Source organism: Priestia sp. YIM B13489, from assembly GCF_042787645.1.
GTDB classification, from domain to species: Bacteria; Bacillota; Bacilli; order Bacillales; family Bacillaceae_H; genus Priestia; species Priestia megaterium.
This window is the reverse complement of sequence record NZ_JBHZOQ010000050.1, coordinates 13,011-30,280: the sequence shown is the minus strand read 5'-3', so window position 1 is coordinate 30,280 and position 17,270 is coordinate 13,011. Positions and strand designations below refer to the sequence as shown.

Annotated in this window: 9 protein-coding genes, 54 tRNA genes, 2 rRNA genes, 2 pseudogenes and 1 other annotated feature; of the genes and pseudogenes, 8 read left to right on the top strand and 59 right to left on the bottom strand. The window is 40.4% G+C overall.

What is annotated here, in order from left to right; all coding sequences use genetic code 11:
* Positions 1–88: 88 nt before the first annotated feature.
* The 20 genes from ACFX4W_RS05710 to ACFX4W_RS05615 all read right to left on the bottom strand — a co-directional run bounded on the left by ACFX4W_RS05710 (position 89) and on the right by ACFX4W_RS05615 (position 1,979).
* Positions 89–162, bottom strand: a tRNA-Trp gene (locus ACFX4W_RS05710).
* 54 nt (positions 163–216) lie between these two features.
* Positions 217–309 (bottom strand) — tRNA-Ser (locus tag ACFX4W_RS05705).
* A gap of 63 nt (positions 310–372) precedes the next feature.
* Positions 373–446, bottom strand: a tRNA-Pro gene (locus tag ACFX4W_RS05700).
* Positions 447–450: 4 nt separating this feature from the next.
* Positions 451–527, bottom strand: a tRNA-Arg gene (locus ACFX4W_RS05695).
* Between the two features lie 9 nt (positions 528–536).
* Positions 537–625 (bottom strand) — tRNA-Leu (locus ACFX4W_RS05690).
* A 12-nt stretch (positions 626–637) separates the two neighbouring features.
* Positions 638–711 (bottom strand) — tRNA-Cys (locus ACFX4W_RS05685).
* Between the two features lie 8 nt (positions 712–719).
* Positions 720–794, bottom strand: a tRNA-Gly gene (locus tag ACFX4W_RS05680).
* A 9-nt stretch (positions 795–803) separates the two neighbouring features.
* A tRNA-Lys gene (locus ACFX4W_RS05675) sits at positions 804–876 on the bottom strand.
* A 4-nt stretch (positions 877–880) separates the two neighbouring features.
* Positions 881–955 (bottom strand) — tRNA-Gln (locus ACFX4W_RS05670).
* Positions 956–965: 10 nt separating this feature from the next.
* Positions 966–1,041 (bottom strand) — tRNA-Asp (locus ACFX4W_RS05665).
* An 11-nt stretch (positions 1,042–1,052) separates the two neighbouring features.
* Positions 1,053–1,145: transfer RNA gene (locus tag ACFX4W_RS05660), tRNA-Ser, on the bottom strand.
* A gap of 10 nt (positions 1,146–1,155) precedes the next feature.
* Positions 1,156–1,231, bottom strand: a tRNA-Ala gene (locus ACFX4W_RS05655).
* 25 nt (positions 1,232–1,256) lie between these two features.
* A tRNA-Pro gene (locus ACFX4W_RS05650) sits at positions 1,257–1,333 on the bottom strand.
* A gap of 4 nt (positions 1,334–1,337) precedes the next feature.
* Positions 1,338–1,414, bottom strand: a tRNA-Arg gene (locus ACFX4W_RS05645).
* A gap of 9 nt (positions 1,415–1,423) precedes the next feature.
* Positions 1,424–1,496, bottom strand: a tRNA-Lys gene (locus ACFX4W_RS05640).
* Between the two features lie 7 nt (positions 1,497–1,503).
* Positions 1,504–1,579 (bottom strand) — tRNA-Thr (locus ACFX4W_RS05635).
* A gap of 25 nt (positions 1,580–1,604) precedes the next feature.
* Positions 1,605–1,680, bottom strand: a tRNA-Phe gene (locus ACFX4W_RS05630).
* 4 nt (positions 1,681–1,684) lie between these two features.
* Positions 1,685–1,760 (bottom strand) — tRNA-Asp (locus ACFX4W_RS05625).
* Positions 1,761–1,794: 34 nt separating this feature from the next.
* Positions 1,795–1,866, bottom strand: a tRNA-Glu gene (locus ACFX4W_RS05620).
* A gap of 21 nt (positions 1,867–1,887) precedes the next feature.
* Positions 1,888–1,979 (bottom strand) — tRNA-Ser (locus ACFX4W_RS05615).
* Between the two features lie 931 nt (positions 1,980–2,910).
* Here ACFX4W_RS05615 and nhaC point away from each other — a divergent pair.
* Positions 2,911–4,317 (top strand): Na+/H+ antiporter NhaC, encoded by a 1,407-nt coding sequence (gene nhaC, locus ACFX4W_RS05610; RefSeq protein WP_043980852.1) that lies wholly within the window; start codon positions 2,911–2,913, stop codon positions 4,315–4,317.
* 727 nt (positions 4,318–5,044) lie between these two features.
* Here the strand turns inward: nhaC and ACFX4W_RS30705 are convergent.
* Positions 5,045–5,182 (bottom strand): hypothetical protein, encoded by a 138-nt coding sequence (locus ACFX4W_RS30705; RefSeq protein ID WP_479692218.1) that lies wholly within the window; start codon positions 5,180–5,182, stop codon positions 5,045–5,047.
* Positions 5,183–5,500: 318 nt separating this feature from the next.
* Here ACFX4W_RS30705 and ACFX4W_RS05605 point away from each other — a divergent pair, with 318 nt between their 5' ends.
* The 3 genes and pseudogenes from ACFX4W_RS05605 to ACFX4W_RS05595 form a co-directional block, all read left to right on the top strand.
* Positions 5,501–5,629, top strand: coding sequence for a hypothetical protein (locus ACFX4W_RS05605; protein WP_277813726.1), 129 nt, complete (start codon positions 5,501–5,503; stop codon positions 5,627–5,629).
* Positions 5,626–6,540 (top strand): annotated as a pseudogene (locus tag ACFX4W_RS05600) (spore germination protein); the annotation flags it as partial. The gene ACFX4W_RS05605 and the pseudogene ACFX4W_RS05600, both read left to right, overlap by 4 nt.
* A 2-nt stretch (positions 6,541–6,542) precedes the next feature.
* Positions 6,543–6,653 (top strand): annotated as a pseudogene (locus tag ACFX4W_RS05595) (cold-shock protein); the annotation flags it as partial.
* A gap of 173 nt (positions 6,654–6,826) precedes the next feature.
* On the opposite strand, the gene ACFX4W_RS05590 reads toward ACFX4W_RS05595, so the two are convergent.
* The 14 genes from ACFX4W_RS05590 to ACFX4W_RS05525 form a co-directional block, all read right to left on the bottom strand.
* A complete protein-coding gene (locus ACFX4W_RS05590; RefSeq protein WP_377559300.1) occupies positions 6,827–7,027 on the bottom strand; it encodes a cold-shock protein in 201 nt (66 codons plus the stop codon).
* A gap of 372 nt (positions 7,028–7,399) precedes the next feature.
* Positions 7,400–9,673: a sequence feature (most likely nonfunctional fraction of RNA operon), on the bottom strand.
* 81 nt (positions 9,674–9,754) lie between these two features.
* A tRNA-Gly gene (locus ACFX4W_RS05585) sits at positions 9,755–9,828 on the bottom strand.
* Positions 9,829–9,900: 72 nt separating this feature from the next.
* A tRNA-Leu gene (locus ACFX4W_RS05580) sits at positions 9,901–9,982 on the bottom strand.
* Between the two features lie 30 nt (positions 9,983–10,012).
* Positions 10,013–10,101 (bottom strand) — tRNA-Leu (locus ACFX4W_RS05575).
* A gap of 12 nt (positions 10,102–10,113) precedes the next feature.
* Positions 10,114–10,187, bottom strand: a tRNA-Cys gene (locus tag ACFX4W_RS05570).
* Positions 10,188–10,195: 8 nt separating this feature from the next.
* Positions 10,196–10,270 (bottom strand) — tRNA-Gly (locus ACFX4W_RS05565).
* Positions 10,271–10,279: 9 nt separating this feature from the next.
* Positions 10,280–10,352, bottom strand: a tRNA-Lys gene (locus ACFX4W_RS05560).
* A 4-nt stretch (positions 10,353–10,356) separates the two neighbouring features.
* Positions 10,357–10,431: transfer RNA gene (locus ACFX4W_RS05555), tRNA-Gln, on the bottom strand.
* 10 nt (positions 10,432–10,441) lie between these two features.
* A tRNA-Asp gene (locus ACFX4W_RS05550) sits at positions 10,442–10,517 on the bottom strand.
* 11 nt (positions 10,518–10,528) lie between these two features.
* Positions 10,529–10,621: transfer RNA gene (locus ACFX4W_RS05545), tRNA-Ser, on the bottom strand.
* Positions 10,622–10,631: 10 nt separating this feature from the next.
* Positions 10,632–10,707 (bottom strand) — tRNA-Ala (locus ACFX4W_RS05540).
* A 25-nt stretch (positions 10,708–10,732) separates the two neighbouring features.
* Positions 10,733–10,809 (bottom strand) — tRNA-Pro (locus ACFX4W_RS05535).
* 4 nt (positions 10,810–10,813) lie between these two features.
* Positions 10,814–10,890 (bottom strand) — tRNA-Arg (locus ACFX4W_RS05530).
* Positions 10,891–10,899: 9 nt separating this feature from the next.
* A tRNA-Leu gene (locus ACFX4W_RS05525) sits at positions 10,900–10,984 on the bottom strand.
* Between the two features lie 12 nt (positions 10,985–10,996).
* Between ACFX4W_RS05525 and ACFX4W_RS05520 the strand changes: the two genes are divergently transcribed.
* A tRNA-His gene (locus tag ACFX4W_RS05520) sits at positions 10,997–11,072 on the top strand.
* Positions 11,073–11,100: 28 nt separating this feature from the next.
* A tRNA-Gln gene (locus ACFX4W_RS05515) sits at positions 11,101–11,175 on the top strand.
* Positions 11,176–11,177: 2 nt separating this feature from the next.
* Here the strand turns inward: ACFX4W_RS05515 and ACFX4W_RS05510 are convergent.
* The 21 genes from ACFX4W_RS05510 to ACFX4W_RS05410 form a co-directional block, all read right to left on the bottom strand.
* Positions 11,178–11,251: transfer RNA gene (locus ACFX4W_RS05510), tRNA-Met, on the bottom strand.
* Positions 11,252–11,262: 11 nt separating this feature from the next.
* Positions 11,263–11,378: ribosomal RNA gene (gene rrf / locus ACFX4W_RS05505) — 5S ribosomal RNA — on the bottom strand.
* A gap of 20 nt (positions 11,379–11,398) precedes the next feature.
* Positions 11,399–11,475, bottom strand: a tRNA-Met gene (locus tag ACFX4W_RS05500).
* An 18-nt stretch (positions 11,476–11,493) separates the two neighbouring features.
* Positions 11,494–11,586 (bottom strand) — tRNA-Ser (locus tag ACFX4W_RS05495).
* A 63-nt stretch (positions 11,587–11,649) separates the two neighbouring features.
* Positions 11,650–11,723, bottom strand: a tRNA-Pro gene (locus tag ACFX4W_RS05490).
* A 4-nt stretch (positions 11,724–11,727) separates the two neighbouring features.
* Positions 11,728–11,804 (bottom strand) — tRNA-Arg (locus ACFX4W_RS05485).
* A 9-nt stretch (positions 11,805–11,813) separates the two neighbouring features.
* A tRNA-Leu gene (locus ACFX4W_RS05480) sits at positions 11,814–11,902 on the bottom strand.
* Positions 11,903–11,914: 12 nt separating this feature from the next.
* Positions 11,915–11,988 (bottom strand) — tRNA-Cys (locus ACFX4W_RS05475).
* Between the two features lie 8 nt (positions 11,989–11,996).
* Positions 11,997–12,071 (bottom strand) — tRNA-Gly (locus tag ACFX4W_RS05470).
* A 9-nt stretch (positions 12,072–12,080) separates the two neighbouring features.
* Positions 12,081–12,153 (bottom strand) — tRNA-Lys (locus ACFX4W_RS05465).
* Between the two features lie 4 nt (positions 12,154–12,157).
* Positions 12,158–12,232 (bottom strand) — tRNA-Gln (locus ACFX4W_RS05460).
* Between the two features lie 10 nt (positions 12,233–12,242).
* Positions 12,243–12,318: transfer RNA gene (locus ACFX4W_RS05455), tRNA-Asp, on the bottom strand.
* Positions 12,319–12,329: 11 nt separating this feature from the next.
* Positions 12,330–12,422: transfer RNA gene (locus tag ACFX4W_RS05450), tRNA-Ser, on the bottom strand.
* Positions 12,423–12,432: 10 nt separating this feature from the next.
* Positions 12,433–12,508, bottom strand: a tRNA-Ala gene (locus ACFX4W_RS05445).
* Between the two features lie 25 nt (positions 12,509–12,533).
* Positions 12,534–12,610 (bottom strand) — tRNA-Pro (locus ACFX4W_RS05440).
* Positions 12,611–12,614: 4 nt separating this feature from the next.
* Positions 12,615–12,691, bottom strand: a tRNA-Arg gene (locus ACFX4W_RS05435).
* Positions 12,692–12,700: 9 nt separating this feature from the next.
* Positions 12,701–12,773 (bottom strand) — tRNA-Lys (locus tag ACFX4W_RS05430).
* Between the two features lie 7 nt (positions 12,774–12,780).
* Positions 12,781–12,856, bottom strand: a tRNA-Val gene (locus ACFX4W_RS05425).
* A gap of 120 nt (positions 12,857–12,976) precedes the next feature.
* Positions 12,977–13,092: ribosomal RNA gene (rrf, locus tag ACFX4W_RS05420) — 5S ribosomal RNA — on the bottom strand.
* 20 nt (positions 13,093–13,112) lie between these two features.
* Positions 13,113–13,189 (bottom strand) — tRNA-Met (locus ACFX4W_RS05415).
* Positions 13,190–13,214: 25 nt separating this feature from the next.
* A tRNA-Ser gene (locus tag ACFX4W_RS05410) sits at positions 13,215–13,307 on the bottom strand.
* A 458-nt stretch (positions 13,308–13,765) separates the two neighbouring features.
* Here ACFX4W_RS05410 and ACFX4W_RS05405 point away from each other — a divergent pair.
* On the top strand, positions 13,766–14,323 hold the full coding sequence (locus tag ACFX4W_RS05405) for a L,D-transpeptidase (RefSeq protein ID WP_377559299.1): 558 nt from the start codon (positions 13,766–13,768) through the stop codon (positions 14,321–14,323).
* 79 nt (positions 14,324–14,402) lie between these two features.
* Here ACFX4W_RS05405 and ACFX4W_RS05400 read toward each other — a convergent pair whose 3' ends face one another.
* From ACFX4W_RS05400 to ACFX4W_RS05390, 3 genes are read right to left on the bottom strand one after another with little or no spacing between them, the layout of a single operon-like run.
* Entirely contained in the window at positions 14,403–14,900 is a 498-nt protein-coding gene (locus tag ACFX4W_RS05400) for a hypothetical protein (RefSeq protein ID WP_377559298.1), read from the bottom strand.
* Positions 14,863–16,299 carry a PH domain-containing protein gene (locus tag ACFX4W_RS05395; protein WP_377559297.1) on the bottom strand — a complete coding sequence of 479 codons (1,437 nt, stop codon included), beginning with the start codon at positions 16,297–16,299 and terminating at the stop codon, positions 14,863–14,865. The genes ACFX4W_RS05400 and ACFX4W_RS05395 overlap by 38 nt, the downstream gene beginning before the upstream one ends.
* A complete protein-coding gene (locus ACFX4W_RS05390; protein WP_377559296.1) occupies positions 16,300–16,797 on the bottom strand; it encodes a PH domain-containing protein in 498 nt (165 codons plus the stop codon).
* 287 nt (positions 16,798–17,084) lie between these two features.
* Here ACFX4W_RS05390 and ACFX4W_RS05385 point away from each other — a divergent pair, with 287 nt between their 5' ends.
* The gene (locus ACFX4W_RS05385; RefSeq protein WP_377559295.1) at positions 17,085–17,240 is read left to right on the top strand and encodes an aureocin A53 family class IId bacteriocin; all 156 of its coding nucleotides are present in this window, start codon (positions 17,085–17,087) and stop codon (positions 17,238–17,240) included.
* Positions 17,241–17,270 lie beyond the last annotated feature (30 nt).

Sequence of the window (17,270 nt, the reverse complement as noted above, 5' to 3'; positions counted from 1 at the left end):
GTGGACTCGAACCACCGACCTCACGCTTATCAGGCGTGCGCTCTAACCAGCTGAGCTATAGGCCCATAATCCTCATATGTATCTAAATTGGCAGGGGCAGTAGGAATTGAACCCACACTGACGGTTTTGGAGACCGTAGTTCTACCTTTAAACTATGCCCCTACAAAAAGTAGCAGTCATGACGGAAATTGAACCCGCGATGATGATAAAAATAAATGGAGGAGGAAGAGGGATTCGAACCCCCGCGGGCTTTGACACCCCTGTCGGTTTTCAAGACCGATCCCTTCAGCCGGACTTGGGTATTCCTCCGATATTATAACTGATGAACCTTCTACTCTAAACAACTAAACTAAGGTCCTATGATACTTCTGATCGGGAAGACAGGATTCGAACCTGCGACCCCTTGGTCCCAAACCAAGTGCTCTACCAAGCTGAGCTACTTCCCGTTTATGGCGCGCCCGAGAGGAGTCGAACCCCTAACCTTTTGATCCGTAGTCAAACGCTCTATCCAATTGAGCTACGGGCGCTTATTAAAATGGTGCCGAGGGCCGGACTTGAACCGGCACGGTAGTCACCTACCGCAGGATTTTAAGTCCTGTGTGTCTGCCAATTCCACCACCCCGGCAGGACTTATACGTGGAGGCGGCAACCGGATTTGAACCGGTGATAAAGGTTTTGCAGACCTTGGCCTTACCACTTGGCTATGCCGCCAATATATATGGAGCGGAAGACGAGGTTCGAACTCGCGACCCCCACCTTGGCAAGGTGGTGTTCTACCACTGAACTACTTCCGCTTATTAAAATGAGCCATGAAGGACTCGAACCTTCGACCCTCTGATTAAAAGTCAGATGCTCTACCAACTGAGCTAATGGCTCTCTATGGCTGGGCTAGCTGGATTCGAACCAACGCATGACGGAATCAAAATCCGTTGCCTTACCGCTTGGCGATAGCCCAATAATTTAAATGGCGGTCCCGACGGGAATCGAACCCGCGATCTCCTGCGTGACAGGCAGGCATGTTAACCGCTACACCACGGGACCGAAATAGAAAATGGCGGAGGAAGAGGGATTCGAACCCCCGCGGGCTTTAACACCCCTGTCGGTTTTCAAGACCGATCCCTTCAGCCGGACTTGGGTATTCCTCCGTATACTGTATGGTGGAGCCTAGCGGGATCGAACCGCTGACCTCCTGCGTGCAAGGCAGGCGCTCTCCCAGCTGAGCTAAGGCCCCATCATGGTACTGATACTGGTAATCGTGGTCGGGAAGACAGGATTCGAACCTGCGACCCCTTGGTCCCAAACCAAGTGCTCTACCAAGCTGAGCTACTTCCCGTTTATGGCGCGCCCGAGAGGAGTCGAACCCCTAACCTTTTGATCCGTAGTCAAACGCTCTATCCAATTGAGCTACGGGCGCTTCTTAAAATGAGCCATGAAGGACTCGAACCTTCGACCCTCTGATTAAAAGTCAGATGCTCTACCAACTGAGCTAATGGCTCGAAAAACTGGTGCCGGCAAGAGGACTTGAACCCCCAACCTACTGATTACAAGTCAGTTGCTCTACCAGTTGAGCTACACCGGCATTTTAAAAACAGTTGTTTTTAAAATGGTGGCTCGGGACGGAATCGAACCGCCGACACAAGGATTTTCAGTCCTTTGCTCTACCAACTGAGCTACCGAGCCAAAATGGCGGTCCCGACGGGAATCGAACCCGCGATCTCCTGCGTGACAGGCAGGCATGTTAACCGCTACACCACGGGACCTCAGTCTATATGCTATGTATTAAAAATATTAAAATGACCCGTACGGGATTCGAACCCGTGTTACCGCCGTGAAAGGGCGGTGTCTTAACCGCTTGACCAACGGGCCACTGTGCTAATTAAATAAAAATGGCGGAGAGCAAGGGATTTGAACCCTTGAGACAGCGTTAACCGCCTACACGATTTCCAATCGTGCTCCTTCGGCCACTCGGACAGCTCTCCAANGTCCAAGCGCTTTTGTTTTCTCGGTGAATATTTTGAATTTTGTATTATACGAGATATATCGTAATTGGAAATGGTGAGGTTTTGCAAGTATCAAATTTAAATTTATTTCGCATGAAAATTTAATCCGTTGACTAATGTATCATGAAAGACAAATATAGTTAAGTTGAATTTAAAGCCTCAGTAGCAAAAATGTTTCATTTGGGACACATTCTCTCAAAAGTCATTGCAAAGACTTAATTAAACCGTGTCCATGAAACTATACTAACTCCACATATCCTAATCAATATTATCAATTATTTGTTGAACAATTTTCCCGGCAGATCTCCCATTTGTATAAATTAACTCTACATCAAAATCAAATAGATTGTACGCGAAATGAATAATAAATTACTTGATTTATCCTCGTTTTATAAATATAATGTAACTTAAGTACGCGAAAAGAACACAAAAAACCTAGAAATATAATTTTCTATTTTTCTTTGATTTTATTCAATATATTTCCTCTATACAAAAAAAGGAGATTCACTATAATGAAGTTACATCTTGAAATAGAGACTGTATTCTTTAAATGTCTAGGAAATATATGTAGAGAGATTTTAAATAACATCTTTTGAAAACGGTATCATTTTATTTTAAAGAATAAACATGGGAAACAATTAAGTATTTTCAAAAATACACAAATGTCTATAGCCATTGCTACCTCATGTTTGAACAAAGGATAAGGCATGTCTCTATATGCAGGGAGGGAGGAAGGAAGAAAAAATACATCAGGTTATCATTACACATTCGAGAAGCATGAACAAGAGAAGTGAGCGTTTCTAAATTAGTATGCATGTTAGACAAAAAACTGGATGCCAAGAAAGCCAAAAAAATAAGTATATTTTTTATAGCAAAATTATGAAAACGCTTTATTTGAGGAGGAACTACTATGAAAAACGTACGATTACCATCTATGTTAGAGATCATTTGCACATTGGGATTATTTTTAGGCATTGTCTTTTCTTTTACTGTAATTTTTGACTTACCTATACAGCTAGCGTTGTTTATTTCATGGTTCCTTGTCATTTTACTTGGATTACGTTTGGGACACCGATACCAAGAATTACAAGGAGCTATTACCAGTGGCATCTCGAATGGTCTTGAAGCTATATTGATTCTCGTTTCGGTCGGTGCTCTTATTGGGACTTGGATTGCAGGAGGAGTTGTACCAACACTTATTTACTATGGGTTAGAGTTTATCCATCCAAGTATTTTTTTATTAGCCACACTCGTTATTTGCTCACTTACCTCTTTAGCTACAGGCACATCATGGGGAACTGTTGGAACTGCTGGAATTGCTATGATAGCAATCGGAGAGGGACTTGGTATTCCTCTTCCACTTGTAGCTGGTGCTGTTCTTTCTGGTGCATATTTTGGAGATAAGTTATCTCCACTATCTGACAGTACGGTGCTTGCAGCATCAATGTCGAAAGTGGATGTAATTGCACACGTACGTGCCATGTTATATTTAGATATTCCTGCATACGTTATCACGGCTATTCTTTTTACTGTCACAGGGTTTATGTATGGAGGTAAAAATACAGACTTAGAAAAAGTAGAATTTCTTAAGACTTCATTACTTAAAACCTTTGATATTCATGTTTGGATGCTGATACCTGCCGTATTTGTAATTCTTATGCTTGCATTAAAAAAACCCTCTATGCCTACGATTGTTATGGGGGCCTTTCTTGGAGTGATTTGGGCTTTTGTGTTCCAAGGCATGAATATTGCCGATGCTCTTGGTACTGCTTATGAAGGTTTCTCAATTAATACTGGGATCGACTTCATAGATACTCTCCTAAACCGGGGAGGAATCGAAGGAATGCTGGGGTCAGTGGTCGTAATTATTTTTGGGTTAGGATTTGGAGGATTGTTGGAGCATTTAGGAGTATTAAAAGTAATTGTTTCTAAGTTTCAACATCGCCTAACATCAGCAGGGAACGTGACCTTATCTACTTTAATCGTTGCTTTTTTAGCAAATGTATTTGGTTGTGCTATGTACGTTTCATTAATTTTAACCCCTAAAATTATGGCAGAAAGCTATGATAAATTACACATTGACCGAAGAGTACTGGCTCGCAACTCTGAAGTTGGTGGGACATTAACATCTGGTATGATTCCCTGGTCAGATAATGGAATTTTCATGGCGGGAATTTTAGGTATCTCTACCTTCTCCTACGTTCCATTCATGTGGTTAAGCTTTGTTTCCATCGCACTTGCTATTATTTATGGCTATACAGGGAAATTTATTTGGTATATTAAAGGTAATAGTTCTGATACTAAAAAAATTTCTTAAAAATCTAGAAATTTTGTTCCATTTGAAATGCTAGCTTCATGAGATAGCGTCAATATTCTATCAAAGATTTTTTGAATTGTAGGTGGAATTAATACGTAAGCTGTTCGGAGGATTCCATTAAGATTTATCTAAAATTAAATATATAATTTTTCATTTATATAGGATTTCGCCTTTGAACCAATAAATTTATATTTAGAAGACACTCATAGAGAGTGTCTTTTTTGCCGGTATGTAAAAAATTAATTTATAGTGATTTTATAAAATATCGCAATAGGTTTACCTTTTAGTTTTAACGCACCTGTCGTTTTTGAAGAACAGACGACCTTTTGAGCACCTGTTTTTTAGAGTTTTTTCTTCATAATGGTAAATGGATTATTTGACTACTTCAATCTTTTTACATTAGAGGCCACTTATAGTGTATTCGACTTGTTAAAGTAACATCTTTAGTTAGAGTGATCATATGCTGTTTCTAATTGCTGTCTAGTTCTTTCCTCTTTCTCGCCCCCTATTGAGAGCCACTGTTTAATTTTCTCTAACCGGGAGTTAAATGCTCTTTAATATAAACCGGTTAATTGATATTCAAAGAAATGCTTTACTTTAATTTTTATAAATGCTCAGCATAGGAGGAAAAACCAAGTTATTGAAAGAGAAACCATTCTATTACCTCTTCCATGTATACGGGATCTTTCCCAAAATTTATAACTACATGATTTAATTTCCAGTAATTTTATATGCCGGGGTAAACATTATTGATAACATTGAATGGGGATTGAGCAAAAATACCTCCTAAACGATAGTTCTTAAAGAAATGATGATTAATAGTAGAAGGGATTTTATGAAGGGTGATTCCAGCATCAACTTCAATGACATATTGAACTGCTTAAATTGCTCTAATGCTTCCTTCTTCTCCTTTCCAGTATCCATTTGGAACGTGTTGAAATTCCCATGGCCTGAATTTACCTGGATAGGCATTTTCAATTATTCCATAGTAATTCCATCCATGTAGCTCCATGTTATTTGTAAATCAATATGCAGATCAGATTAAATTTCCGTTGTATAAGAAATAAAAAAGCGAATAATACTACTTGGTAAATAAAAGAATTTTCTATAGAATGAATAACGATATTTTACGGCTATTTATTACTAGAATTGCTTTGATATTGACACAAGTAGGGTGATTAGTATGTGGAAATCAATTGTTTCCTACCTTCCAGAATGGCCAGTTTTTGTACAAGCGTTTATGGTGTTTGTCATCCCGTATTTAATCTACAAATTATTTAGTGAGATTCGTAACTCAGAGGAAGAGCGATGAAAATGAAAAGATGGAAATCGAAAATGAGAAAAACAGGGGAATCCACTGACGAAAATGAAAGCAAACAGAAATCTGCGTCTCGAGATTCAATTAATCAGTTTACTGACGATCTCACTATAAATCTAGAAGTAATTAGAAAAGAAATTAGTCATAACTGGGACGTTCATTTTCGGGATTTTATTATAGGACGTACCGGTATCCAGGCATGTATTATTTTTGTGGAGGGACTATCAGATAAAGATCTCATTGATAAACATATTATGACATCATTGATGGTCGATTTTTCAGCAGAATACCAACAGGAACAGCCTTGTCTTTCAAATCAATTTATCAAAAACCAAGTGTTATCAATCAGTGATGTAGAAGAGGTCCATTCCATTAAAGAAGTAACATCAAAAGTTTTAACAGGCTCTACTGCACTTTTAATTGACGGATTGTCACATGCATTCATTCTTGGTACAACTAAATTAAAAACAAGAACGATTGAAGAGCCCGTATCAGAAGCATTAGTGAGAGGTCCACGGGTAGGCTTCACTGAATCTTTAAGTGATAATACATCTCTTTTAAGAGGAAACGGGGACATTGAGAATTTGTCGCTCGTAAAATTTCAGGTAGGAAAGCGTTCCAAAAAAGACCTAGTTGTTGCTTACATAAACGAGATCGTTGATCCAGAATTAGTTGAAGAAGTAGAAAAGCGAATTAAGAAAATTGATCTTGATAATGTGCCCGAGTCAGGTTATGTCGAACAACTCATTGAAGACAATTACCTTAGCCCCTTTCCACAGGTACAGAATACCGAGCGTCCTGATCGCGTAATGGCTGCCTTGATGGAAGGTCGGGTTGCCATTTTATTAGATGGGACGCCTTTTGCTTTGATTGCTCCGGTTACATTTAGCATGATGTTACAGTCCNCAGTGCTATTCAAGGTGAAGGTTTCAAATCATTAGAAGAAGGTCAAAAAGTGACTTTTGATATCGAGCAAGGTCAACGCGGAGCACAAGCTGCTAACGTTCATAAAGCATAATCAAAAGTAATCACAAAAAAGACTCCTGTAAAGGAGTCTTTTTTTACAGTCTTGTAAGTAAAGAATATGATTTACCTACTATCTATTACTTCAAATAGAAAGTAAATATGGATATATAAATGAAGTTTTTACGTATAAGTAATGTTTAATCTTTCTAAAACCGTAGGCATACATTATTTTTTATGAAGATTACGGGAGATTTTATCAATAAGGCGTTTTTCAGTTTTCATTTGACTTTTACACAAGGGGCATTTCTGATGGCTATCGTAAGAGAAATCTTTTCTCATCCAGCCTTTACATTCTTCTTTCGTACATCCCCAAATTTCTGTTTCTTCTTGAACCGGAGGTTCTTGATTTTTTCTACTATAATACATATTGATCACTACTCCTCTCTTTATAAGTATGCCTGATAAAGAGGATATAAATACTTTATATCTTTTACGCCGTTCATATTTTAGTAGGATCAATCTCATAGTTGAAAATAAGAGTAAAAAAGTGGAACGTGGATAGTAAGGTATAACAATCCGTGTTTGGTGAATACTTGTTACGGTGATGTGTAAAATACAATGAAGATAAAAAATAATGTTTTTTTAGAAAAACTATTGACGTTTCATTTGATATGTTTTATTATTATAAAGCGTCGTTGAAACGACAACTTGTTTTACGGAATATTGAACTTTGAAAACTGAACAAAGCGACAAACGTCAACGTTAATTTTTTTATTTTATATGAGCAAGTCAAACATTTCTTCGGAGAGTTTGATCCTGGCTCAGGATGAACGCTGGCGGCGTGCCTAATACATGCAAGTCGAGCGAACTGATTAGAAGCTTGCTTCTATGACGTTAGCGGCGGACGGGTGAGTAACACGTGGGCAACCTGCCTGTAAGACTGGGATAACTTCGGGAAACCGAAGCTAATACCGGATAGGATCTTCTCCTTCATGGGAGATGATTGAAAGATGGTTTCGGCTATCACTTACAGATGGGCCCGCGGTGCATTAGCTAGTTGGTGAGGTAACGGCTCACCAAGGCCACGATGCATAGCCGACCTGAGAGGGTGATCGGCCACACTGGGACTGAGACACGGCCCAGACTCCTACGGGAGGCAGCAGTAGGGAATCTTCCGCAATGGACGAAAGTCTGACGGAGCAACGCCGCGTGAGTGATGAAGGTTTTCGGATCGTAAAGCTCTGTTGTTAGGGAAGAACAAGTGCAAGAGTAACTGCTTGCACCTTGACGGTACCTAACCAGAAAGCCACGGCTAACTACGTGCCAGCAGCCGCGGTAATACGTAGGTGGCAAGCGTTATCCGGAATTATTGGGCGTAAAGCGCGCGCAGGCGGTTTCTTAAGTCTGATGTGAAAGCCCACGGCTCAACCGTGGAGGGTCATTGGAAACTGGGGAACTTGAGTGCAGAAGAGAAAAGCGGAATTCCACGTGTAGCGGTGAAATGCGTAGAGATGTGGAGGAACACCAGTGGCGAAGGCGGCTTTTTGGTCTGTAACTGACGCTGAGGCGCGAAAGCGTGGGGAGCAAACAGGATTAGATACCCTGGTAGTCCACGCCGTAAACGATGAGTGCTAAGTGTTAGAGGGTTTCCGCCCTTTAGTGCTGCAGCTAACGCATTAAGCACTCCGCCTGGGGAGTACGGTCGCAAGACTGAAACTCAAAGGAATTGACGGGGGCCCGCACAAGCGGTGGAGCATGTGGTTTAATTCGAAGCAACGCGAAGAACCTTACCAGGTCTTGACATCCTCTGACAACTCTAGAGATAGAGCGTTCCCTTCGGGGACAGAGTGACAGGTGGTGCATGGTTGTCGTCAGCTCGTGTCGTGAGATGTTGGGTTAAGTCCCGCAACGAGCGCAACCCTTGATCTTAGTTGCCAGCATTTAGTTGGGCACTCTAAGGTGACTGCCGGTGACAAACCGGAGGAAGGTGGGGATGACGTCAAATCATCATGCCCCTTATGACCTGGGCTACACACGTGCTACAATGGACAGAACAAAGGGCTGCGAGACCGCAAGGTTTAGCCAATCCCACAAATCTGTTCTCAGTTCGGATCGCAGTCTGCAACTCGACTGCGNCCCGTCAATTCCTTTGAGTTTCAGTCTTGCGACCGTACTCCCCAGGCGGAGTGCTTAATGCGTTAGCTGCAGCACTAAGGGGCGGAAACCCCCTAACACTTAGCACTCATCGTTTACGGCGTGGACTACCAGGGTATCTAATCCTGTTCGCTCCCCACGCTTTCGCTCCTCAGCGTCAGTTACAGACCAGAGAGTCGCCTTCGCCACTGGTGTTCCTCCACATCTCTACGCATTTCACCGCTACACGTGGAATTCCACTCTCCTCTTCTGCACTCAAGTTTCCCAGTTTCCAATGACCCTCCCCGGTTGAGCCGGGGGCTTTCACATCAGACTTAAGAAACCGCCTGCGAGCCCTTTACGCCCAATAATTCCGGACAACGCTTGCCACCTACGTATTACCGCGGCTGCTGGCACGTAGTTAGCCGTGGCTTTCTGGTTAGGTACCGTCAAGGTACAAGCAGTTACTCTTGTACTTGTTCTTCCCTAACAACAGAGTTTTACGACCCGAAAGCCTTCATCACTCACGCGGCGTTGCTCCGTCAGACTTTCGTCCATTGCGGAAGATTCCCTACTGCTGCCTCCCGTAGGAGTCTGGGCCGTGTCTCAGTCCCAGTGTGGCCGATCACCCTCTCAGGTCGGCTATGCATCGTGGCCTTGGTGAGCCGTTACCTCACCAACTAGCTAATGCACCGCGGGCCCATCTGTAAGTGATAGCCGAAACCATCTTTCAATCATCTCCCATGAAGGAGAAGATCCTATCCGGTATTAGCTTCGGTTTCCCGAAGTTATCCCAGTCTTACAGGCAGGTTGCCCACGTGTTACTCACCCGTCCGCCGCTAACGTCATAGAAGCAAGCTTCTAATCAGTTCGCTCGACTTGCATGTATTAGGCACGCCGCCAGCGTTCATCCTGAGCCAGGATCAAACTCTCCGAAGAAATGTTTGACTTGCTCAATTAAAAAATAAAATTTAACGTTGACGTTTGTCGCTTTGTTCAGTTTTCAAAGTTCAATATATTTGGAGCGGGTGATGAGAATCGAACTCACGACATCAGCTTGGAAGGCTGAGGTTTTACCACTAAACTACACCCGCAAATATTATCAAAATTTGTCGACCGATAAGTAAAAATAAAAACAGGAATCATCCTGTCAAGTAAAGCTAAAGTACCGATGGTCGGGGTCGAACCGACACTCCCGAAGGAACACGATTTTGAGTCGTGCGCGTCTGCCAATTCCGCCACATCGGCAAAATAAAAAAGGCAAGTTAAAATTATAAATGGTGCCGAGGGCCGGACTTGAACCGGCACGGTAGTCACCTACCGCAGGATTTTAAGTCCTGTGTGTCTGCCAATTCCACCACCCCGGCAGGACTTATACGTGGAGGCGGCAACCGGATTTGAACCGGTGATAAAGGTTTTGCAGACCTTGGCCTTACCACTTGGCTATGCCGCCAATATATATGGAGCGGAAGACGAGGTTCGAACTCGCGACCCCCACCTTGGCAAGGTGGTGTTCTACCACTGAACTACTTCCGCTTATTAAAATGAGCCATGAAGGACTCGAACCTTCGACCCTCTGATTAAAAGTCAGATGCTCTACCAACTGAGCTAATGGCTCTCTATGGCTGGGCTAGCTGGATTCGAACCAACGCATGACGGAATCAAAATCCGTTGCCTTACCGCTTGGCGATAGCCCAATAATTTAAATGGCGGTCCCGACGGGAATCGAACCCGCGATCTCCTGCGTGACAGGCAGGCATGTTAACCGCTACACCACGGGACCGAAATAGAAAATGGCGGAGGAAGAGGGATTCGAACCCCCGCGGGCTTTAACACCCCTGTCGGTTTTCAAGACCGATCCCTTCAGCCGGACTTGGGTATTCCTCCGTATACTGTATGGTGGAGCCTAGCGGGATCGAACCGCTGACCTCCTGCGTGCAAGGCAGGCGCTCTCCCAGCTGAGCTAAGGCCCCATCATGGTACTGATACTGGTAATCGTGGTCGGGAAGACAGGATTCGAACCTGCGACCCCTTGGTCCCAAACCAAGTGCTCTACCAAGCTGAGCTACTTCCCGTTTATGGCGCGCCCGAGAGGAGTCGAACCCCTAACCTTTTGATCCGTAGTCAAACGCTCTATCCAATTGAGCTACGGGCGCTTCCTAAAATGGTGCGGATGAAGGGACTTGAACCCCCACGTCATAAGACACTAGATCCTAAGTCTAGCGCGTCTGCCAATTCCGCCACATCCGCATGTGAAAAANGGCGATTGTGGCGAAGTGGTTAACGCACCGGATTGTGGTTCCGGCATTCGTGGGTTCGATTCCCATCAGTCGCCCCATTTATAAACGATATGCATGTTCCAATATTGGGCTATCGCCAAGCGGTAAGGCAACGGATTTTGATTCCGTCATGCGTTGGTTCGAATCCAGCTAGCCCAGCCATATANCGGGGACAGGATTTGAACCTGCGACCTTCGGGTTATGAGCCCGACGAGCTACCGAACTGCTCCACCCCGCGATAATAAAAATGCCTGGCAACGTCCTACTCTCACAGGGACAAAGTCCCAACTACCATTGGCGCTAAAGAGCTTAACTTCCGTGTTCGGTATGGGAACGGGTGTGACCTCTTCGCTATCGCCACCAGACCTGTATCTCAATAATTAATTGGTTGCGGGGACAGGATTTGAACCTGCGACCTTCGGGTTATGAGCCCGACGAGCTACCGAACTGCTCCACCCCGCGATAATAACAAAGATATAATGGAAGAGGAAGAGGGATTCGAACCCCCGCGGGCTTTGACACCCCTGTCGGTTTTCAAGACCGATCCCTTCAGCCGGACTTGGGTATTCCTCCGATATTATAACTGATGAACCTTCTACTCTAAACAACTAAACTAAGGTCCTATGATACTTCTGATCGGGAAGACAGGATTCGAACCTGCGACCCCTTGGTCCCAAACCAAGTGCTCTACCAAGCTGAGCTACTTCCCGTTTATGGCGCGCCCGAGAGGAGTCGAACCCCTAACCTTTTGATCCGTAGTCAAACGCTCTATCCAATTGAGCTACGGGCGCTTATTAAAATGGTGCCGAGGGCCGGACTTGAACCGGCACGGTAGTCACCTACCGCAGGATTTTAAGTCCTGTGTGTCTGCCAATTCCACCACCCCGGCAGGACTTATACGTGGAGGCGGCAACCGGATTTGAACCGGTGATAAAGGTTTTGCAGACCTTGGCCTTACCACTTGGCTATGCCGCCAATATATATGGAGCGGAAGACGAGGTTCGAACTCGCGACCCCCACCTTGGCAAGGTGGTGTTCTACCACTGAACTACTTCCGCTTATTAAAATGAGCCATGAAGGACTCGAACCTTCGACCCTCTGATTAAAAGTCAGATGCTCTACCAACTGAGCTAATGGCTCTCTATGGCTGGGCTAGCTGGATTCGAACCAACGCATGACGGAATCAAAATCCGTTGCCTTACCGCTTGGCGATAGCCCAATAATTTAAATGGCGGTCCCGACGGGAATCGAACCCGCGATCTCCTGCGTGACAGGCAGGCATGTTAACCGCTACACCACGGGACCGAAATAGAAAATGGCGGAGGAAGAGGGATTCGAACCCCCGCGGGCTTTAACACCCCTGTCGGTTTTCAAGACCGATCCCTTCAGCCGGACTTGGGTATTCCTCCGTATACTGTATGGTGGAGCCTAGCGGGATCGAACCGCTGACCTCCTGCGTGCAAGGCAGGCGCTCTCCCAGCTGAGCTAAGGCCCCATCATGGTACTGATACTGGTAATCGTGGTCGGGAAGACAGGATTCGAACCTGCGACCCCTTGGTCCCAAACCAAGTGCTCTACCAAGCTGAGCTACTTCCCGTTTATGGCGCGCCCGAGAGGAGTCGAACCCCTAACCTTTTGATCCGTAGTCAAACGCTCTATCCAATTGAGCTACGGGCGCTTCTTAAAATGAGCCATGAAGGACTCGAACCTGCGACCCTCTGATTAAAAGTCAGATGCTCTACCAACTGAGCTAATGGCTCGAAAAACTGGTGGAGGATGACGGGATCGAACCGCCGACCCCCTGCTTGTAAGGCAGGTGCTCTCCCAGCTGAGCTAATCCTCCAAAAAAATCTATATAAGCGCTATGAATAGCGTTATTTTCATTACTTATAATAGAATGTTCCAAATAAAAAACCCCTATGCTCTTTTACAAGAGGCTAATAAGGGTCTTTATTATTGAATTGCCTGGCAACGTCCTACTCTCACAGGGACAAAGTCCCAACTACCATTGGCGCTAAAGAGCTTAACTTCCGTGTTCGGTATGGGAACGGGTGTGACCTCTTCGCTATCGCCACCAGACCTGTATCTCAATAATTAATTGGTTGCGGGGACAGGATTTGAACCTGCGACCTTCGGGTTATGAGCCCGACGAGCTACCGAACTGCTCCACCCCGCGATGATATGAATATGATATAAATAAATGGAGGAGGAAGAGGGATTCGAACCCCCGCGGGCTTTGACACCCCTGTCGGTTTTCAAGACCGATCCCTTCAGCCGGACTTGGGTATTCCTCCGTATATTTGNTAGAGTTCTAGCTTATTGAAGCAAAAGTGTAAAATTACATTGAGCAAAAACTGTCAATTATATTCTAGCGTTTACAGTTAGTTATAAAGAAAGCTATTTAGAACGAAATAAGAGTTAAAAACTTATATCCAGAAGAAATAGAGGTCTTCTTTTATGAGTTGAATTCAGGTTACTAATAATTTTGTAATAGAAGGAAAACTACTTTTCTTTTTCAACAGGAGCCAATAAAAGTAAGAAAATGAGCATTTGTCTAGAGTCCTGAAAATTGCATCGAATGGGAAATTACACGTAAAACAAAAGTTAATTTCGTCAGAGAGCGTTTCTCTGCATGTCAAAGTCGCAAATTAACTAGGTTTTTATTTATAAATGATTGTGACGAAAAAGCACTTTCTAATTGGAAGGTGCTTTTTTCGTTTCTTATAAAAATATAAAAAAGAGGAGAGTTTTTATGAAGGACATTCTTATTAAATCAATGATCGTTCTTACCTTATTAATGGTCGCATTATGTGGAGTAAATCAGGGGAAAACAGAAGCTGCAAGTAAACCAGCGAATCAAGATTTAATCATCATTAACAAGTACTACAACAAGCTTGCATATTTTCATAATGGTTATATTGAAATCGTTGATCCAGTGGCAACGAAAACATGGGATAAAACGCCTGTTGGCTTTTTTAAAGTCGTGAACAAGATTAAAAATCGTTCTTATTATACAGGTCATATTCCTGGAGGCGATCCTCGCAATCCGTTAGGAAAACGTTGGTTAGGGTTAAATGCAAATGGTACGTATGGTGATACATACGACATTTATGGAAACAACAATGAAAGTAGCATTGGGAAGTATGTGAGTCAAGGTTGCGTGAGAATGCATAATGCAGACATTGAAAAGCTTTATGACAAAGTCCAAATAGGCACACCGGTTGCTATTACGTATTCCTATAAGAGCTTTGTTGATCTTACGAGCGTATATGGTTATAAGTTTAAAGGTTATCATTTAAAAAGGAATTAGAAAGAACAGAAACTCTATATTAGTTTATAGAGTTTCTGTTCTTTTTTTAGTTATTTTCAGTATTATGCTAGAACTAACCTTAATATTCACTTACAGGAACAAAACTGTTTGCAGGTCCAATATACCCTAATATTACTTTAGTATTCTTATTAATATTAAACTCTAAGTCCATGCTTTTGGAAAGGAAATCATTTTTTAAATCATCTATCACAAATACAACATGTTTTTCGTAAATATCAGACTCCTTCCAAAAGTATGTTAATCTTTTTAGGGAAGATCTTACTTGTTTTGGATAGAACTCTCTTTTATATTTAATAGTTACTGTAATCTGTTTTCCGTCTTTTGGAGTAACAAGGAAATCGTAATACGATTCCTTCCAGTCATTTTGGGGTTCTACATCACCATATTGTTTCCTATACCATTCCTCTACACACTTTTCCGCATGATAAGCAACAGCAGTAATTGACGATGAAGAATAAGATGAAATAACACTTTCTTTCTCTTCTTCTTTTAACTCTATAAATACAAGGATAAATTTATTAATCCTTGTTGGTGAATAAGTTATAAATTTTTTCACAATCGCTATACAGTATATTTTGAATCCTAAAACATTTAGTTTGATTAGTTTTTATAAATATGATTAAACTACAAGTACCAAAACACTTTTGTAAAATACCTTGTTTAATCACTATTTGCTCTATATTATCAAAGCTTGTTATATAAGTTTTCTTTACAAAAAATCCAAATTGTAATTTTATAATCTTCTTATTATAATTAAACCCATATTTTTTTTTTGTTTGTTTAAAGTATTGATATAGTAGAATAATTATAATGGATATAAATAATAAACTTAAAGAGTTTTGTAAAATAAGTAAAGCAGTCAAAATAATGATGAAAGGACAATAAGAAATTAAATTTAAAACCCCAGATTTCCACGAAAGTTTTTTTAAAAGAATTGTATCTAACAAATCAGGAGTAATATTTTCTAATAAAGATTTTGTTTTTTCTTTCTTAATAAATGGAAATAACAAAGCGTTATTTGCTTCTGTATTAAATGTTTCACCTAATGTAATTGCTTTAACTTTATGATATTTTAACCAATTAAAGAAGATATTTGTAGTGAAATTTAAAGATACAATCTTATCTATTGGAATTGAATTGAATTTTAAATTGATAAATCCACTTTTTATGTATAAGCTATCATATCCTCTAGATACTGAAAACTTACCAAATTTAATATAGGTTACTACATATCCATATATTAGAGATAAAAGGAATATTAATATTAACAATATAATTGATAAGGTCGTCAAATTAGCTAAATCTTTTAAACTGTCTATATATTTATCGATCAATGTAGTAGTAAAGTATTCAGAAATCTGATGATAAATTGACATCAAAAAAGGAATAAATAAAATTAATTTCAATGACGTAATAGACATTATGAAAATTTCTTTATTATTAATTTGATATATCATATCATTTTCTTCACATTTATCATGAATATTGTATTCTTCTTTTTTTGAAAGTAATGTAACCTTTTCTAGGATGTCATTACATTCACTTTTTTTTATCATTTTTAATTCAATTTTGCCATCGTCAGTATCAACTCCTGAATCTATCTTCAAAGAAGTCATTTTTAATACTTTAAAAGTAAATGGAGTTTTTTCCATGACATTTTGTATCTTATCAAATGATAACTTAATCTTTTTTTTGAAAAAAAGTCCACTTTCAATATAAATAGCTTTACCATCTACAAGGTATTTGAAAGTTATCCAATCTATAAAAATCCTAAAAATATTAACAATAATCATGCATATAGAAAATATAAATATTATTTTAAAAATAATATTTTCTCTATATTGACTTCCAATAGAAAAAAGCATAGCAAAAAAAATAATATATTGTCGAGTAAGTACAAATAATGAGTAAGGAAGGAGAAATATACTATTACGTCTAAAAGAGATATTATTCAATTAATTTTTTTCCTCCTCATACTCTACTATTTCACAAATATCGATTATTTTTTGTTGTAATTCATTAGATTTTTCTTCTGGAAGACATGGAATAACATGTTCACCTGCTAATGTTCCTACAACGATATTTTCTAAAGAGTATTTCTCTAATAAAGGACCGCTTTTTCTATTAACATAATATATTTTATTAACTGGAATAATGGTATTTTTTTTAAAAATACCACCCTGCCTTATAGATATATACTCCCCTTGTATAACATAACTAAAGTTCTTAAACCTTAAAGGAACTATAAATTTTATTTCTAAAAGATTCACAACTAATAGAACTATTATTAATAACGTGGTTAACCAAAACACCAAATTCCCCCACTCTCTATATAGGGATAGTGAAAGAACAAGTAAACCAATGATATAAAGAATAAGATACATTATCCAGACATGATATTTCCATATTTTAATTGAGTAAGGGGATACTTTATTTCCTTTAATTTTTAACATTTTGCTGAATCTCCTGTTTAACTTAATCTATTTTTTGACGAATTATATATCTCCACCAATAGCCTTTAAGCCATTCTCTATAGAATGGCTTTTTACATATTAGATATATATAGCCACTCATGATTTTACATAAAAAAACAAATAAATACAACATATTACCATGTTAAATATATGTAAAAACGATTAAAAAAGACAAATAATTATATAAAATTACATTTATGGAGTTGACTTGGAAGTTTTCTTGTAATATGGTAATAATAGTTTTGTAGAGAGGAGGTTTTTTCCAAATGTCATTATTCTTGAAATTTGTAGGATGGTTAGCTTCTAAAGGTTCAAAATACGTAAAATGGGCTTGGGACCACAAAAGCCAAATTAACGATTGGCTGAACATTGGTTATTCTTTTACATGGATCTACGAAGAAATTAAAAAAAGATTTGGATAATAGTATTTATTTCTAACTTTACATAGGACA

What these genes read in the sequence shown, in the direction of transcription:
- nhaC (WP_043980852.1), top strand. Translation starts at nt 2,911, where the DNA reads ATGAAAAACGTACGATTACCATCTATGTTAGAGATCATTTGCACATTG.
- ACFX4W_RS05390 (WP_377559296.1), bottom strand. Translation starts at nt 16,797, where the DNA reads ATGTTAAAAATTAAAGGAAATAAAGTATCCCCTTACTCAATTAAAATA.
- ACFX4W_RS05590 (WP_377559300.1), bottom strand. Translation starts at nt 7,027, where the DNA reads ATGTATTATAGTAGAAAAAATCAAGAACCTCCGGTTCAAGAAGAAACA.
- ACFX4W_RS05405 (WP_377559299.1), top strand. Translation starts at nt 13,766, where the DNA reads ATGAAGGACATTCTTATTAAATCAATGATCGTTCTTACCTTATTAATG.
- ACFX4W_RS05385 (WP_377559295.1), top strand. Translation starts at nt 17,085, where the DNA reads ATGTCATTATTCTTGAAATTTGTAGGATGGTTAGCTTCTAAAGGTTCA.
- ACFX4W_RS05605 (WP_277813726.1), top strand. Translation starts at nt 5,501, where the DNA reads ATGTGGAAATCAATTGTTTCCTACCTTCCAGAATGGCCAGTTTTTGTA.